The organism is Kitasatospora sp. NPDC001527, from assembly GCF_040298605.1.
GTDB lineage: Bacteria > Actinomycetota > Actinomycetes > Streptomycetales > Streptomycetaceae > Kitasatospora.
On record NZ_JBEPAM010000059.1, the window covers coordinates 31,488 to 45,397 of the forward strand.

Genomic DNA, 13,910 nt, shown 5'->3' on the forward strand with positions numbered 1-13,910 from the left:
TTCCGCCCCGGTCACCGGGTCAGCAGGAGAGGTTGCCGCCGCCGACGTCGGTGCCCAGGGTGGCGGTGAACTTCTTGAAGAGGTTGATCCGGTCGTCGCGCTGGCCCGGGTTCTTGCCGTCGCACTCCAGCGCGCCGTTGATGCTGCGGATCGTCTCGCCGAAGCCCTTGTTGTTGACGATGGCGTCGTGCGGGGTCATCCGGCCGGCGCCGCTCTGGGTGTTCCAGAACCAGAGCGCGGTCTTCCAGGACACCGCCGGGTTCTTCTCCGCCTGGTACGGGTCGTGCAGCAGGTCGATGCCGAGGGCGTCGCCGGCCGCCTTGTAGTTGAAGTTCCAGCTCAGCTGCAGCGGCCCGCGTCCGTAGTAGGCGGACTGGCCGGCCGGGCAGCCGTACGGCTGTGAACTGTCGCAGTAGTGCGAGTAGTTGGCGGTGTTCTGCTCGACGACGAACTTCAGCCCGCCGGTCTCGTGACTGACGTTGGCGAGGAAGGCCGCCGCCTCGCGCTTGCGGGTGGCGGTATCACCGGAGGCGGCGAACTTCGGGTAGGCGCCGAGCGCGTCGACCAGGCCGCGGTAGGTGTAGAAGGAGTTCCGGGCAGGGAAGAGCTGGTTGAACTGGGACTCGCTGACCACGAACGAGTCGGCGGCGGAGGCCGGCGCCGTCTGGCCGGTCAGCGAGAGGGTGCTCAGCACGGCGGCCGAGGCCGCCACCGACAGGGCACGCAGGAGCTTCATCGTTCCTCGCTTCGGGGATCCGGGAATCGGAGGGGGACGGGCGGTGCTTCGCGGGCGAAGCGCCGGAGTCCATCCTGGTAGCGGATTCCCGGAATCAGCGGAGTGCGAGGAGCTAAACCACCCCTTCTGGGCAGATCTGCGGAAGGGGGCTGACGTCACGTCAATTATGACGCACTGGAGGGATGTTCAGGGGGTCCGAAGCAGGGCTGCGGGCAGCCGTGGAGGCAAAGGGGAAACGACGGGAAGGATGGGCCGGAGGCGGTCGGACCTCGGCTGCTCAGGACAGCAGTGCGGAGGCCGCCGCCAGCAGGTCCCGGTTGTGGCCGAGGACGTCACGTCGGGTCAGCCGGTGCAGCGGGTCGGCCGTTACGCCGAAGTCCTCCAGGGGGACGCCGGCGTTGCCCCCGGCGCGGGTGGCGCGGCGCAGCGCGACCCGGAACCCGGCCCCGCGCGGCAGCGGGCCCAGCAGGTCCGGCAGCCAGACGCCCAGCAGCTCGTACGTCCACACGTTGGCGCCGCCCGCGCCGGTGGTCCCGGCGGTCCCGAGGACGGGGCCGAGCCCGTTGTCCGCGAACCCGGCGGCGAAGATGTCGGCGGCCGAGTAGCTGAGCGCGTCGACGATCAGCACCTTCGGCCCCGGGTAGCGCGGCAGGCCGTCGGCGACCGCGTCCGGGTCGGTGAGCGGGAAGGCCTGGGAGTACGGCTCGCCGCTCTCCACCGCGTCGCGGATCGAGGGCGCCCACGGGCGGAAGGCCGGGTTGGCGCGGGCCAGGGCGAGCGCGGCGCGGGAGGTCGGCAGCGCGAAGCGGACCGGGTCGACGGGGCCGGTGCTCAGCACCCGCAGGGCGGCCTCGGCGGCCAGGATGTTGCCGCCCGGGTTGCCGCGGATGTCGACGATCAGGCCGTCCGCCGGTGCGCCCGCCGCGATCGCCGCCACCTGCTCGGCGAACCGCCGCGCGCTCGTGACGTTGAACGAGTAGACCCGCAGGTACCCGTACGGGCGGCGCCCGCGCGTGCGGCGGAACGCCAGGACGTCCCGGGGCGCCCGCGCCGCCGAGCGGCGGGCCGGGGCGGGGGCGAACAGCGCGCGCTTGGCCTGGCGGGTGGCCTCGTTGCCGGCGTCGATGCCGAGGTGGGTCCCGAGCGTGGGCACCGGGTCCTGGTCGCGCCCCCGGTGCCGGTCGGCGGGGCGCACCCGCCACGGCACCCGGGTCTCGCGCAGCCGCCCGTCGGGGGTGCGGTAGGTGAGCTGCACCCAGCGCTCGTCCGGCGGGGGAGCGGTGCGCAGCGGGCGCAGCGTCAGCGACTCCAGTCCCCGGGCGAGCCGGGCGTCGGGGCTGCAGCCCACCTGGGCGGCGGCGCCGCGTTCGATGGCGCGCTCCACCGGGACGCCGTTCCACAGCTCCAGTTCGACGCCGGCGTCGAAGTCCCCGTGCTTCAGCGCGTCGTCGATCCGGGAGACCGGGTAGTGCGGCGCGCCGTCCTCGTCGTGGTAGCGCTCCACCAGGAAGCCGAGTACGGCGACCTGTCCCCGGTACGGGGCGGGGAGCTGGTAGACGGTGTGCAGGTCGCGCAGGTCCCGGAAGACACCGGCCAGTTCGCCGTGGAACTGGAGCTCGCTGAGGGCGGGCACCCGCCGCTCCAGCAGGCGCAGGCGCTGGACCGGGTCGGTGGCGTAGCGCGCCCGCTTGAGCGGCAGGTGGACGTACAGCTCCTCGACCAGGACGCGGGCGGCGGCCAGCAGCCGGTAGCGGTCGGCGAGCGGCAGCGGGTCGGCGGCGGCCTGCGCGAGGAAGGCGTCGAGTCCGGTGGACTCCGGCAGGGCGCGGGCCGGGGCGGTGACCCGGGGGCTCACGGGTAGCAGTCCTTCAGGTGCCGGAGCGCCGGGATGCCGCTGCGGTCCACGGCGGCGAGGAAGGCGGCGTCGTGGGTCAGCGCGTCCGGCTCCGGGACGACCAGGCCGGGCGGGATGTCGTCGGTACCGGCCAGGGCCGCCGCCTCGCCCTCGGGCATGTCGCCGAACAGGGCGAGCGGGGCGTCGGGGTCGTCGAGCGATCCGCCCCACGCGGCCAGCGCGTCCTGGGCGTCGCGGAACGCGGCCCGCGGGTCCTGGTGGACCTTGTCCAGCGCCCGCTTGACGGCGGGCCAGTCCAGGACGCCGCCGTCCGGTCCGGCCCCGCCCGCTCCGTCCAGCGCCACCCGGCGGCGCAGCCCGGGCGCCGGCTGGATCGCACTGGTGGCCGTCGCTCCGGCGGCGGTCATCAGCGGCTGCGTGCCGTAGCGCGGCCGGCCGCGGGTGACCACCAGCAGGATGTGGCGCTCGGTGGCGTCGATGAGCGCGCGGTACACGTCCTTGCCGGGCTGCTGGCGGTCCAGCACCAGCAGGTCGGCGGCGCTGCCGGCCGCCAGCCGCCCCACCTGCGGCCCCCAGGCGGTCGCCAGCGCGTCGCCCGGGTCGGCGGTGACCAGGTCGCACAGCGCCCGGTCGTCGAAGTGGCCGCCCAGCTCGTCGCGGTTGAGGCCGTCGGCCACCTTCAGCTCGCCCAGCACGTGCTTGGTCCCCGACGGCGACCAGTCGGAGCCGAGCGCGATCCGCAGCCCCTGCGCGGTGGCCGCGACCACGTCCGTCGTCTCCCGGTAGAGCCAGAGGTTGGAGAACGGCGACCACACCACGGTGCCGCGCTCGGCCGGGTCGAGGGCCGTCACGGCGCCCTGCCAGGTGGCGAACTCGGCGGCCGTGAGCGCGGTGCCGTGGACGCAGACCAGCCCCGGCTTCAGGCACGGCGCGAGGTCGGCGAACTCGCGGTGGACGTGCGACACCGGCTTCGCCGGGTCCGGCTCGGCGGCGCGCCGCCCCTCCGCGACGTGGTAGATCAGCACCCGGCTGCCGTCGAGCTTGTCCGCCGTCTCGTTGCGCAGCACCTCGGCGTCCTGCTGGAGCGCCGCGGTCATCACCATGTCGCGCCCCGCCGGCAGCTTCTCGATGTCGACGATCCGCACCAGCCCGTCGCCCAGCGGGCGGGTCGAGCGCGGCGCGCCCTGCACCGAGGTCGTGCCGCCGACCAGCGCCTTGACCGCGATGTAGGCCAGCAGCGCCCCGGGCGCGGCGTGGCCGAGCACCTTGGCGGGCCAGGTGACGGTGGTCGCGTAGTCGGGTGCGTCCCGCTCGTCCACCCAGCGGTCGTGGTGCAGGTACGGCACGCCGACCGCCTCCCAGAGCGGCAGCGTGTGGTACTGCAGGTGGCCGTGCAGGTCGACCAGGCCGGGCAGGACGAGCGCGCCGGTGGCGGTGAGGTCGACGACCGGGGCGGCGGCGAAGCCGGGGGGCGGCGCCTGCCCGGCCGGCTGCACCGCGGCCAGCCGGCCGTCGTCGCCGGCGTACACCGCGCCGGGGTCGAGGACCCGGTGCTCGGCGTCGAAGGTCACGACGGTGCCGCGCAGGACGAGGGCCATCAGTCCGGTGCCTTCCAGAGCAGGGTGTGCCCGTCGTCCGGGGCGGGCCGGCGCACGGAGGTCGGCGGCCCGGTCCCCTCGGCGCGCACCCAGGCGTCGTCCCCCAGGAACGCCGGCACGCCGAACGGCAGATCGCGCCGGGGGATCGGGCGGTAGTCGTCCTCCTCGAAGGTCTCGCCGTAGTTGGGCCCGGTCCTGTCGCCGTCCTCGTCGGCGTCGACGACGGCGCGCAGCGTGGTGACGGCCGCGCGCCAGCCGTTCAGCAGCGCCACCGGGTCGTGGCTCGACGGGTGCGGCACCTTGGCCAGCACCGCCTGTTGCGGCCGGCCGTCCCAGAGCCGCACCGCCTCCTGGGCCATGAAGCCCATCGCGACGACGGCCTGCAGGGCGGGGCCGACCGCCGCGCCGAACACCTCGTTGCGCCAGTGGAGTTGGTCCGCGTCGCCGAGCCGCTCCTTCATCTCCTCGGCCTGCGAGGGGTGCACCGCGTACGCCCAGGCGTTGAGGCAGACGTAGGACCGGGTCAGGCCCAGCTTGCCGAGGAACCCCTGCACCCGCTGCCCGGCGTCGCCGACGAGGGTGCGCCCGGCGATCCGCTCGGTCGGCCCCGGGTCGGAGGCGACCACCAGGACCCGCGCCGAGCCGTCCAGCCGGCCCCGGTAGAAGACCGGCCCCCAGTCGGACCAGAACGCCTGCGCGTCGGGCGGATCGGGCACCCGGGCCAACAGGTCCGCGAACGCGTCCGCCGGACCCCGGTCGAACTCGGCCATCGCTCACCACCTCCTCAGCGGCGGCACCCCGGCCGTGGCGGTGTCCCTTCCAATGCACCACACCGCCCCCGCCCCCGCAAACGGTCCCGCCGGGGGTCGGCCCGGAGCGCGAGAAGGCCAAGGGACACGTCCTCCGTGCAGCGTTCTGACATGCACCCGATCATGGCCGGTTTCCCGAAGCCGGGGCAGACGGGCCGGAGGCGCGCGCCTACGCTGGGCGACCATGTCCATACCCGCCTCGGCGATGAGGCGTGTGCGCCTCATCGCCGCACTGACGTTGTTCCTCAGCCTGTTCGGCTTCGGAGGGCAGGCCTTCGCCGCGGCCGAGCCCTCGTCGCCGCACTTCGCCTTCAGCGTCGACGACACGACGCTCACGCCGGGCCAGGTCGGCGCGTTGTCCGTGACGTTCACCAACCGGCAGGACACTCCGGTGACCTTCCTCTACGCGACGGTCTACGCCTCCGAGACGGGCTCGGCGGCGCACCGAGAGTTCACCGGGTGCACGGGCGCCAGCTGGTGCGAGCTGTCCCCCTCGTCCGTTCGCTTCAACCTGGTCTCACCGGCGGTTCCCATCGCTCCCGGGGACAGCCGCGCCGTGACACTGCCCTTCCGCTTCACCGCGGACTCGGACTGCGCTGTCGGGGGCACCGTGGGCTTCCTCGTCTACTACTTCTATTACGAGTACACCCAGGGCACCTACCAGGGCGCCCAGGTCCCCGATCCGTCCGTCGCAGGCAACCTGGTCTGCCCGCCCGCCTCCTGACGGGCCCCCTGACCCCGTGCCCTCCCGGCGAACGGCCGGGAGGGCACGGGCGATCCGGGTGGTCAGGCGGTCATGAACTCGCGGACGCGCAGGGGGCGCTTCACGATGCGGACGTCGCCGATGTGTCCGTGGAAGACCTTGTCCAGCACGCCCGCGTAGGAGTAGCCGCCCAGCATCCACGGGCGGCCCAGGGTGGTCAGGCCGACGGCGGGGGTGGCGGGGTTGCGGGCGACCTCGCAGCCGTCGACGTACATCCGGCTGAGCTTGCCGTCGTTGACGACCGCGACGTGCCACCACGCGTCCAGGGGCAGCTGGTGGCCCCAACAGGTGGACGCCCCGGTCTGGTTGAGCGGGTAGACGCACCACTGCAGGGCGGGCGCCTCGGAGAGGCTGAGCGTCACGACGGGCTCCTCGGCGTCCGTCCCCGGACCGCTCTTGCCCGCCTCGCCCGCCATCCCCCAGCGGCTGAGCAGGGCGGACCAGCGGCTCTGCCCGGAGTCCCAGTCGGCGGGCAGCTTGCAGAAGGCCTCGACGGTGAAGCCGCGCTCGAAGGTCTCCCGGTTCAGCGGCGCGGTGGGCGCCGTCTCCAGGTAGCCGCCGCGCACCGGCGAGCGGGTGCCCCTGAACAGCAGGCTGCCGTGGCCCGGCTGGTCCGGGTGGTGCTCGGCGGACCAGGTGAGCGCCTCGTCGGGGGTGCCCGGGGCGGTGCGCCGGAGCAGGTCGTTGCCCTGGCCCGACAGGTCCTTGACGACCAGGTTGGGCGGGACGGTTCCGGCGCCGCCAGCGGCGTCGAAGCGCCAGTACGCCACGGTGTCCCGGACCAGCAGCTCGGCGGGCCGGCGCGCCGGGCGCTGCGGGACGGGGGCGAAGCCCGCGAAGCGCCGGTCGAAGTCGATGGAGAGCGAGAAGCGGTCCACGTCCGAGGTCAGCTCGACCTCCTTCGCCGCGAGCACGTTGCGCTCCTCGGCGGCGATCTCCTGGATCCACGGCGAGAAGGTCGACACGTCGACGGTGTTGCGGTCGAGGTCGAAGCGGTACGCCCGGATCATCGCGGCGCCGCCGTAGTAGCGGTCCTGGTAGTTGGTGATGTGGACGTGGACGTCGTGGCCGGCCTGGTTCCGCAGCACGGTGCGGCCGGGCGGCCAGTAGTGCCCGTTGACGGTGAGGAAGACCTGGTCGTTGCCGCTGATCAGCCGGTCCCAGAGCTTGCGGCCGTAGTCGGACAGCTCGGCCCGCCCGGCGTCGTCGGCGTGGGCCAGCTCGTGGGTGGTCAGGATCACCGGGACCTTCGGGTTGGCGGCGATCACCGCGTTGGCCCAGTCGAAGCCCGCGTCGGACAGCCGCCAGTCCAGCGAGAGCACCATCCACGGGCGGCCGCCCGCGGTGAAGACGTGGCAGGTGTTGTAGCCGTCCGGGCTGGAGCTGTGGTAGCCGGAGGTGCGGGCGGCCCGCTCCTTGCCGAAGGCCTCCAGGTACGGGCTGCTGCCGCGCCGGTCGTCGGTCGAGGAGCGGACGTCGTGGTTGCCGGCGAGCACGCCGTAGGCCGCGCCGGCGTCGTCCAGCAGGCCGAACACCTTGCTGACGGCGGCGAACTCGGTGGGCAGGCCGTTCTCGGTGACGTCGCCGAGGTGGGCCAGGAAGACGATGTTGTCGTCCGTCCCGTCCTCGCGGTTGACCCCGCCGTCGAGCACATAGCGGATGGAGGCCTCCACCGGCGCCGGGTGGATGCGGTCCTGGTCGAACAGGTACTGGGTGTCCGGCATGACGACCAGGGTGAACCGGCGGGCGTCCGGGTCCGGCTGCCAGCGGCGCTTCCCCTTGGCCTTCCCCTTGTCCTGCGCCTTCCCCGCCTTCTCCGGTGCCGCGCCGCCGTCGGTCGGCGCGGCACCGGCGGCCTGCGCGGGCGCGGCGCCGAGCAGGCCGAACCCCGCCGCCCCGACCCCGGCTCCGAGCAGTCCGGCCCCGCGCAGGAACCGGCGCCGCCCGGCCGCGGCCGGGCCGTCCCCGTCGAGGTCGGCGGTCCGCGGGCACCCGCACTCGTGCCCGGACTCGTGGATGTCGTGCATGTTCGCTCCCGAAGTGGTCCGGCCCACGACGGTAGGGAGCGGGTCTGGTCGGAGATCATCGCCGGAGCCACGTCCCGCTGAACAGCGGAGGAACCCGGAGGACACCGCGCCGGCCCTCCCGCCCAGCCGGACCGCCCGCCCCGTCGCCGCCCCGCCCGTCCCGCCGGGAGCGGGATCAGATCCACCCCTCTTCCCAGGCACGGCGCGCCGCCTCGTGGCGGGTGCGGACGGCGAGCTTGGTGATGGCGCCGGAGAGGTGGTTGCGGACGGTGCCGGGCGCGAGGTGGTGCTGTGCGGCGAGGTCGCCGCTGGCCTGGCCGTGGTGGACGCCGCGCAGGACGTCGAGTTCGCGCGGGGTGAGCGGACAGGAGGTCTCGGTGAGGGCGTAGGGGGCGAGCCGGTGGTCGGTGTAGCGCCCGCCGGCGTGCACGTCGCGCGGGATCCCGGCCAGCCGGTCGGCGGGAGTGGTCTTGGGGACGAAACCCAGGGCGATGTCGACCGGGTGCCGGGCGGCGGGAAGCTGTGCCACCACAACGCCGACAACCAGTACCCGAACGACTCGATCGAAGGGCTGGCCGACGGCGCCAACCTGAACGTCCGGGACTGCTCGGGGTGGTACATCCACGCGAACCAGGCGTTCAACTTCCTGTACCCCACGCCCGGCTCCGACCAGGCGCTGATCCGCCTCGTGCACAGCGGCAGCTTCGCCGCCGCCGCCGACCCGGCCGGCTCCACGGGCTCGGCGCTGGCCCAGGACGCCTACCGGGCGTCCCTGTTCACGCTGGAGCACCTCGCCGCGTGACGGTCCCCGGCCCGACCGGGCCCGGCCGCCGACGGTGAACCGGCGGGCGTCCGGTGCCGCGCCGCCCCCGTCGGTCGGCGCGGAACCGGCGGCCTGGGCGGCGCCGGGGCCGGGAGCCGTGCGGCTCCCGGCCCCGGGCTCATGGGAGCTCGGATCAGCAGGGGATCGGGGTGCTCACGGTGACCGGCGACGGGTTCCAGCCGAACTTGGCGACGCTGAAGGTGCCGCTGACGACGTTGTTGCACGGGACGGTGCCGCTCGGGCCGTTGACGGTGACCGTGCTCGCGAGGAAGTTCACGCCCTGGTTGACCGTGCCGAGCGAGGCACCGCCGACGACCTGGCCGGAGATGGTGGTGATGAGGTCCTGGGGCTGCGGCGGGTAGCCGGGGGACGGCGGGCCGGCCAGGGCGATGCGGCCGAGGAACTGGACGTTGGTGCCGTTGACGGAGGCGCAGACCTGGGTCGACAGCCCGCTCTGCAGCGACCACGGGCTACAGGTTTCGAAGGTCGCGGTCGTGGTCGAGGTACTGGTGGTCGCGGCCTGGGCGGGCGCGGCCATCAGCGTGCCGGCGGCGGCCGTGGAGGCCGCGAGCAGGGTCAGACCCTTCAGCGAACGGTTCATGGCGAAGTACTCCTTCACTTGGTGGTGCCCGCCCGTGGGTGAGCCACCGGGCGAGGTGATGCCATTTCACATGTGGAACCTGATGTGTGCAATGGCATGAGCGTGTATCAGTTTCGAATGTCAGATGGATTCTTCGCATTTGGAATGGTGTGTCAGGCTGGAAAATGACCTTCGATGGCTAGATCGCGTCGTAGCCTCGGCCGACCCTCCGCAGCCGTGTCATGCGGCTGCGGCGCCGACAGGGGTGGTCTGTGGGGGTGGTGGGAGTGGGAAGTCGGGCCGGCCGACTTCCCACTCCGGTCATCGCCGGGCCATCCCAGGGGCGGATTCGTCCCGGACGATCACGGCGGCGCCGCCGGTCGTGGCCAGCCAGCCGAAGACCGGGATGGCCAGGAGGGCGGCGAGTGACCACTCCATCGTGATGAGGGTGAGGCAGCCGAGCATCGCGGTGGCGACGGTGAGACAGCCCATGGCGAAGGCGAAGGAGCCCGCCCGCGCGCCCACCCGTGGCCAGGTCAGGCCCAGGATCGTGAGGGTCACTCCGAGGCCGGCCAGGAGGGCGACCTTGAAGGAGGCCAGGTAGAGCGTGCCCGGGTTGCCGGTGTGGTGTCCCTGGTAGACGAGTTCGGCCACCCGCCCCCGGTAGATCGTCAGGTCCACGTCCGTGCCGACCTTGGTGGCGGCGTAGAAGCTCGCGTTCACCGAGTAGCGGTGCGCGCGGCCCGCCTCGCGCGCCACCCCCACCATGTAGGTCCTTCCGTCGCCGTCGACGGTGTACTGCTCCGTCACCTTGCCGGTCTCGCGCCGCACGCAGTCCGTGCCGGGCGTGTGCGCCGCCGTGGCGCAGACGGGGGCGGAGCGGTAGCCGAGCGTCGTGTCGTTCACGTCGACGAACCGGCTGAAGCAGAGGACGGTGATGGCCAGTCCTGCCAGGGGGAACAGGCCCGCCGGCAGTGCGCGGGCGACCGCTCCGCCGAGCCGCCTCCAGGCCGGCGGCTTCACATCCCTGGTAGGAGCGTTCATCGCAACCCCCATCGATCGCGTCCACGGACACCTCCCCGGTGCCCAGCAGGGATGCTTCCAGGGAGGTGGCCGAACGGGGCGTGGCACGAACGTTCTTGTGGCGAACTTGTGGCTATGTCCCGATCCGGGGGGAGGTGGTTTGGGCGGCGCCTAAGCCTTGACCGGTGCGGCCGACCTGGCGGCCCGCTCGATCTTCGCCCAGTAGGCCGCACGGGCTTCCTCGTCGATCGGCCTCTCGTGTTCGGGGCGCAGGCCGGTCCGGCCGTCGAGGCCCTCGCGCAGGATGTCGGCGTGCCCGGCATGCCGGACGGACTCGCCGAGGACGTGGACCATGACGGCGAACAGGTTCGTGTCGGCATGGGGCTCCGGCCACCACGGCACGTGACCGGGGGCGTCCAGGGGAAGCTCGTCGATCGTCGAGTCCGAGTGTTCCCACGTGCGCCGGTAGAACCCGATGATCTGATCGCGGGTCTCGCCCTCGGCCGCCCACAGATCGCCGCCGTCGTGGTCCTGCCACCGCGGCAGCCCTTCCGGGGACGGGCGGCCGAAGACCTCGCCGAAATACCGGGCCTCGACGCTGGCCACGTGCTTGACCAGGCCGAGGAGGTTGGTCCCGGTCGCCGTCAGAGGCCGGCGGGCGTCGTACTCGGACAGGCCGTCGAGCTTCCAGAGCAGCGCCTCGCGGTCCCGCCGCAGTCTCCCGTGCAGGGTGTCCTTCGCGAATTCATCGATCATGCGGCATGAGCCTGCCACGGTCCGCTCGCGCTCTCAAGATCCGGTACGTGCTCCGGCCCTGGTCCTGCCGCCCCCGCCACGGAGGTTCTTCCGGCGCGCTCGGCGGTGTACTGGCGCGCTATGCCCCGGTTCGGGGGGAGGGCGGTGTCGCGGGTCGGGAGGGGTGTTGTGCTGGGGAAGGAGCGATGAGAGCGGAGGCGAGTTCGCGCCACTCGCGCTCCGGCAGCGCCGTTTGATCGGCGCTCAGGACCTGCAGGCAGACGTGGTCGGCCCCTGCGTCGAGGTGATCCCGCACGCGGCGGCGGATCGTTTCCGTGTCGCCGTACGCGACGATCGCGTCCACCAGCCGGCGGCTCGGGCCGCCGGTGATGTCCTCGTCGCCGAATCCGAGCCTCCGGACGTTCGCCTGCTGGTGGGGCGCCATGGCGACGTATCCGGCCACGTGTGCCGTGGCCACCTCCCGGGCCCGGCCGAGGTCGGTGTCCAGGACGACGGCCTGCTCGACCCCGAGGAAGGCGTCCGGCCCCATGATCGTACGGGCCTGCGCGGTGTGCTCGACGGGCACGAAGTAGGGGTGCGCGCCCCAGGTGCGTTCGGCGGCCAGCCGGAGCATCTTCGGGCCGAGGGCGGCCAGGACGCGGCGGGGGGCCGGGTCCGGTACGGGGCCGTGGGCGGGGGTGGCGTCCATGGCGTCGAGGTAGGCGCGCATCGTGGCGAGCGCCCTGCCCCGGGCCGGGACGGGGTAGCCGTCCACCAGGTGCACCGTGTCGTCGACCCGGTGCCCGCCCAGGCCGAGGAGGTAGCGTCCGGGGAAGGCCTCACCGAGGGTGCGTGCCGCGCCGGCCGTGGCGATCGGGTCCCGGAAGGCGATGTTGGCGATGCCGGACGCGACGGTGATCCGGCGGGTCGCGGACAGCAGTAACCACGCCTGGCCCACCGTGTCGCGGCCGAAGGCCTCACCGTGCCAGATCGCCCCGTAGCCCAACTCCTCCAGCTCCGCGGCCGATTCGCGGACGCGTCCGGCGGGGTGTCCCTCGTAGGCGAAGGTCCAGATCCCGACCGGGCCGAGCCCGGTCCGTGCGTCGTCAGTCATCCCGTACTCCTCGGGCAGCTTTCCGGAGAGGTTCTCCGGTTGTGTGTCGGCTAGAATACGGAGAACCTCTCCGGTTTTCCATCCCGGGAGTCGACCGAAGGGCGGGACGATGACGAACAGGCAGGCGCGCATCCCGGTCGGGCCCGCGCGGCGTACGGACGCCCGCCTCAACCGGGAGCGCCTGGTGGCGGCGGCGCGAGAAGTGTTCGCCGAAGCCGGGCCCGGCGCGTCCCTCAACGAGATCGCCCGCCGGGCCGGGGTGGGCCCCGGCACCCTGTACCGCCACTTCCCCAACCGCTCGGCCCTGTTGACCGCGGTACTCGCGGACCGGATCGAGACACTGCACGCGCGCGCGGAGCAGCTGCTCGCCTCGGAGGACGCCGACGACGCCCTGGAGGAGTGGCTCCGGGCCTTCCTCGCCCATGCCCGGGTGAACCAGGGCATGGGCGGCGCCCTGCTGGTGGAATCGGCCGGCGAGTTGGGCTTCGACTGCCATCGACGCATCCTGGACATGGCGACCGGCCTGCTCACCCGGGCGCAACGGCGCGGAACGGCCCGCGCCGACCTGGCCGGCGACGACCTCCTCCAGCTCGTCATCGGCATCGCGCTGTCCACGGCCGGCAGCGCTCGGGCCGGGCAGCCCGAGCTGCTGCTGGACCTGGTGCTGGACGCCGTGCACGGGGCACCGCGCCGGAGGAAGCGTCCGTAGCGGGCGTCCAGGCGGCCCCGACGTGACCGTCAGCGGCCCATGAGAGCGAAGGCCCCCCAGCCGAGGTACTCGCGCCGGTACCTGGCGTAGCGGGCCGGCTCCTCGGCGAGCTCGGCTCTCAACCCGGCGGCCAGCTCGTCCTCGGGATTCCGGTCGAGCCAGCGTCGGATGTTGAGCCACTGCGCGGCCTGGTACCGGTCCCAGCTGTCCTGGTCGGCAAGCATCATCTCGACGACGTCGTAACCCAGTTCGCCGAACCGCCCGATCAGCTCGGGCAGCGGGCGGAGGTCGTCCTTGCCGCCGGCGTGGCACGCTTCGACGGTGTGCTGGTCCGGGGGATCCTGACGCCAGTACGGTTCGCCGATCAGCAGGATGCCACCGGGGCGGAGGCTGCGACGGAGCAGATCGATCGTGCCGGCCACTCCGCCGGCGATCCAGGTGGCGCCGATGCACGCCGCGAGGCCGACGGGTTCGTCCGCGACATAGCCGGAGGCGTCGCCGTGAACGAAGACCACCCGATCGGCGACGTCGAGCTCGGACGCCCGGGCACGGGCCCTGGCCGTGAACTCGGAGCTGATGTCCACTCCCGTCCCGACGATGCCGTGGGTGTGCGCCCAGGTGCACAGCATCTCGCCCGACCCGCTGGCGAGGTCGAGCGCGCGCGTCCCGGGGGCCAGGTGCAGCGCCCGCCCCAGGGCGGCCAGCTTCTCGCTGGTGAACGGGTTGTGGATGCGGTGGCTGCTCTCGCGGATGGTGAAGCTACGTGGAAGGTCCACTGTTGGGATTCCTTACGTCCGATGAGGTGATGAAGCGAGCGGGGAACGGCCTGTTGACGCTGGCCGCCGTTGCCTGGACCGTCATCACATTCACCCCATCCGGACGTGCGAACTTCCGACCTCCGCGAGGCTAGGACGCGCAGGAAACCGTGTCCATCGGTTTTCCCCGCCGCCCGCTCGGCCGTCCGCCCGGGGGAGCCGGGAGTCGGGAGCCGCGGCCGACAGGCGGGTTCTGTAGGGGTTCCGGGCGTGGGGGGGGGGGGGGGGGGCCCGGCCCCCCCCCCGCCCCGGGGGGGGGGGGGCGGGAGGGGGGGCGGTGTAGGTGGGGGGGCGGGGGGGGGCGGGGGGGGTGAGCGACGCGG

The 13,910-nt window shown here is 73.3% G+C and carries 14 protein-coding genes; 3 read left to right on the plus strand and 11 right to left on the minus strand.

Features of this window, described 5'->3' with window-relative positions; genetic code table 11:
• Positions 1-19 precede the first annotated feature (19 nt).
• The 4 genes from ABT238_RS34140 to ABT238_RS34155 all read right to left on the minus strand — a co-directional run bounded on the left by ABT238_RS34140 (position 20) and on the right by ABT238_RS34155 (position 4,959).
• The gene (locus tag ABT238_RS34140) at positions 20-736 is read right to left on the minus strand and encodes a chitinase (protein WP_350564375.1); all 717 of its coding nucleotides are present in this window, start codon (positions 734-736) and stop codon (positions 20-22) included.
• Positions 737-1,013: 277 nt separating this feature from the next.
• Positions 1,014-2,591, minus strand: coding sequence for a S41 family peptidase (locus tag ABT238_RS34145; protein WP_350564373.1), 1,578 nt, complete (start codon positions 2,589-2,591; stop codon positions 1,014-1,016).
• The gene (locus ABT238_RS34150) at positions 2,588-4,189 is read right to left on the minus strand and encodes an amidohydrolase family protein (RefSeq protein WP_350803734.1); all 1,602 of its coding nucleotides are present in this window, start codon (positions 4,187-4,189) and stop codon (positions 2,588-2,590) included. The genes ABT238_RS34145 and ABT238_RS34150 overlap by 4 nt, the downstream gene beginning before the upstream one ends.
• Positions 4,189-4,959: a uracil-DNA glycosylase family protein gene (locus tag ABT238_RS34155; protein WP_350564369.1), complete on the minus strand. Its 771-nt coding sequence runs from the start codon at positions 4,957-4,959 to the stop codon at positions 4,189-4,191. Before ABT238_RS34155 ends, ABT238_RS34150 begins: the two co-directional genes overlap by 1 nt.
• Positions 4,960-5,182: 223 nt before the next feature.
• Here ABT238_RS34155 and ABT238_RS34160 point away from each other — a divergent pair, with 223 nt between their 5' ends.
• Positions 5,183-5,722, plus strand: a complete 540-nt coding sequence (locus tag ABT238_RS34160; protein ID WP_350564367.1) for a hypothetical protein — start codon at positions 5,183-5,185, stop codon at positions 5,720-5,722.
• Positions 5,723-5,784: 62 nt separating this feature from the next.
• Here ABT238_RS34160 and ABT238_RS34165 read toward each other — a convergent pair whose 3' ends face one another.
• Together ABT238_RS34165 and ABT238_RS34170 are read right to left on the minus strand one after the other, a co-directional pair.
• Positions 5,785-7,788 carry a LamG-like jellyroll fold domain-containing protein gene (locus ABT238_RS34165; protein ID WP_350803746.1) on the minus strand — a complete coding sequence of 668 codons (2,004 nt, stop codon included), beginning with the start codon at positions 7,786-7,788 and terminating at the stop codon, positions 5,785-5,787.
• 175 nt (positions 7,789-7,963) lie between these two features.
• Complete coding sequence (locus ABT238_RS34170; protein ID WP_350803754.1) at positions 7,964-8,317, minus strand: response regulator transcription factor; 354 nt, start codon at positions 8,315-8,317, stop codon at positions 7,964-7,966.
• Between ABT238_RS34170 and ABT238_RS34175 the strand changes: the two genes are divergently transcribed.
• Positions 8,291-8,590, plus strand: coding sequence for a hypothetical protein (locus ABT238_RS34175; RefSeq protein WP_350564363.1), 300 nt, complete (start codon positions 8,291-8,293; stop codon positions 8,588-8,590). The genes ABT238_RS34170 and ABT238_RS34175 overlap by 27 nt on opposite strands.
• Positions 8,591-8,744: 154 nt before the next feature.
• On the opposite strand, the gene ABT238_RS34180 is transcribed toward ABT238_RS34175, so the two are convergent.
• From ABT238_RS34180 to ABT238_RS34195, 4 genes are all read right to left on the minus strand, one after another.
• Complete coding sequence (locus tag ABT238_RS34180) at positions 8,745-9,212, minus strand: hypothetical protein (RefSeq protein ID WP_350564361.1); 468 nt, start codon at positions 9,210-9,212, stop codon at positions 8,745-8,747.
• A 300-nt stretch (positions 9,213-9,512) separates the two neighbouring features.
• On the minus strand, positions 9,513-10,235 hold the full coding sequence (locus ABT238_RS34185; RefSeq protein ID WP_350803763.1) for a hypothetical protein: 723 nt from the start codon (positions 10,233-10,235) through the stop codon (positions 9,513-9,515).
• Positions 10,236-10,385: 150 nt separating this feature from the next.
• Positions 10,386-10,970 (minus strand): DinB family protein, encoded by a 585-nt coding sequence (locus ABT238_RS34190; RefSeq protein ID WP_350564358.1) that lies wholly within the window; start codon positions 10,968-10,970, stop codon positions 10,386-10,388.
• Between the two features lie 118 nt (positions 10,971-11,088).
• On the minus strand, positions 11,089-12,063 hold the full coding sequence (locus ABT238_RS34195) for a TIGR03620 family F420-dependent LLM class oxidoreductase (RefSeq protein ID WP_350803770.1): 975 nt from the start codon (positions 12,061-12,063) through the stop codon (positions 11,089-11,091).
• 109 nt (positions 12,064-12,172) lie between these two features.
• Here ABT238_RS34195 and ABT238_RS34200 point away from each other — a divergent pair, with 109 nt between their 5' ends.
• Positions 12,173-12,772, plus strand: a complete 600-nt coding sequence (locus ABT238_RS34200) for a TetR/AcrR family transcriptional regulator (RefSeq protein ID WP_350803777.1) — start codon at positions 12,173-12,175, stop codon at positions 12,770-12,772.
• A 29-nt stretch (positions 12,773-12,801) separates the two neighbouring features.
• Here ABT238_RS34200 and ABT238_RS34205 read toward each other — a convergent pair whose 3' ends face one another.
• The gene (locus tag ABT238_RS34205; protein WP_350803784.1) at positions 12,802-13,548 is read right to left on the minus strand and encodes an SAM-dependent methyltransferase; all 747 of its coding nucleotides are present in this window, start codon (positions 13,546-13,548) and stop codon (positions 12,802-12,804) included.
• Positions 13,549-13,910 lie beyond the last annotated feature (362 nt).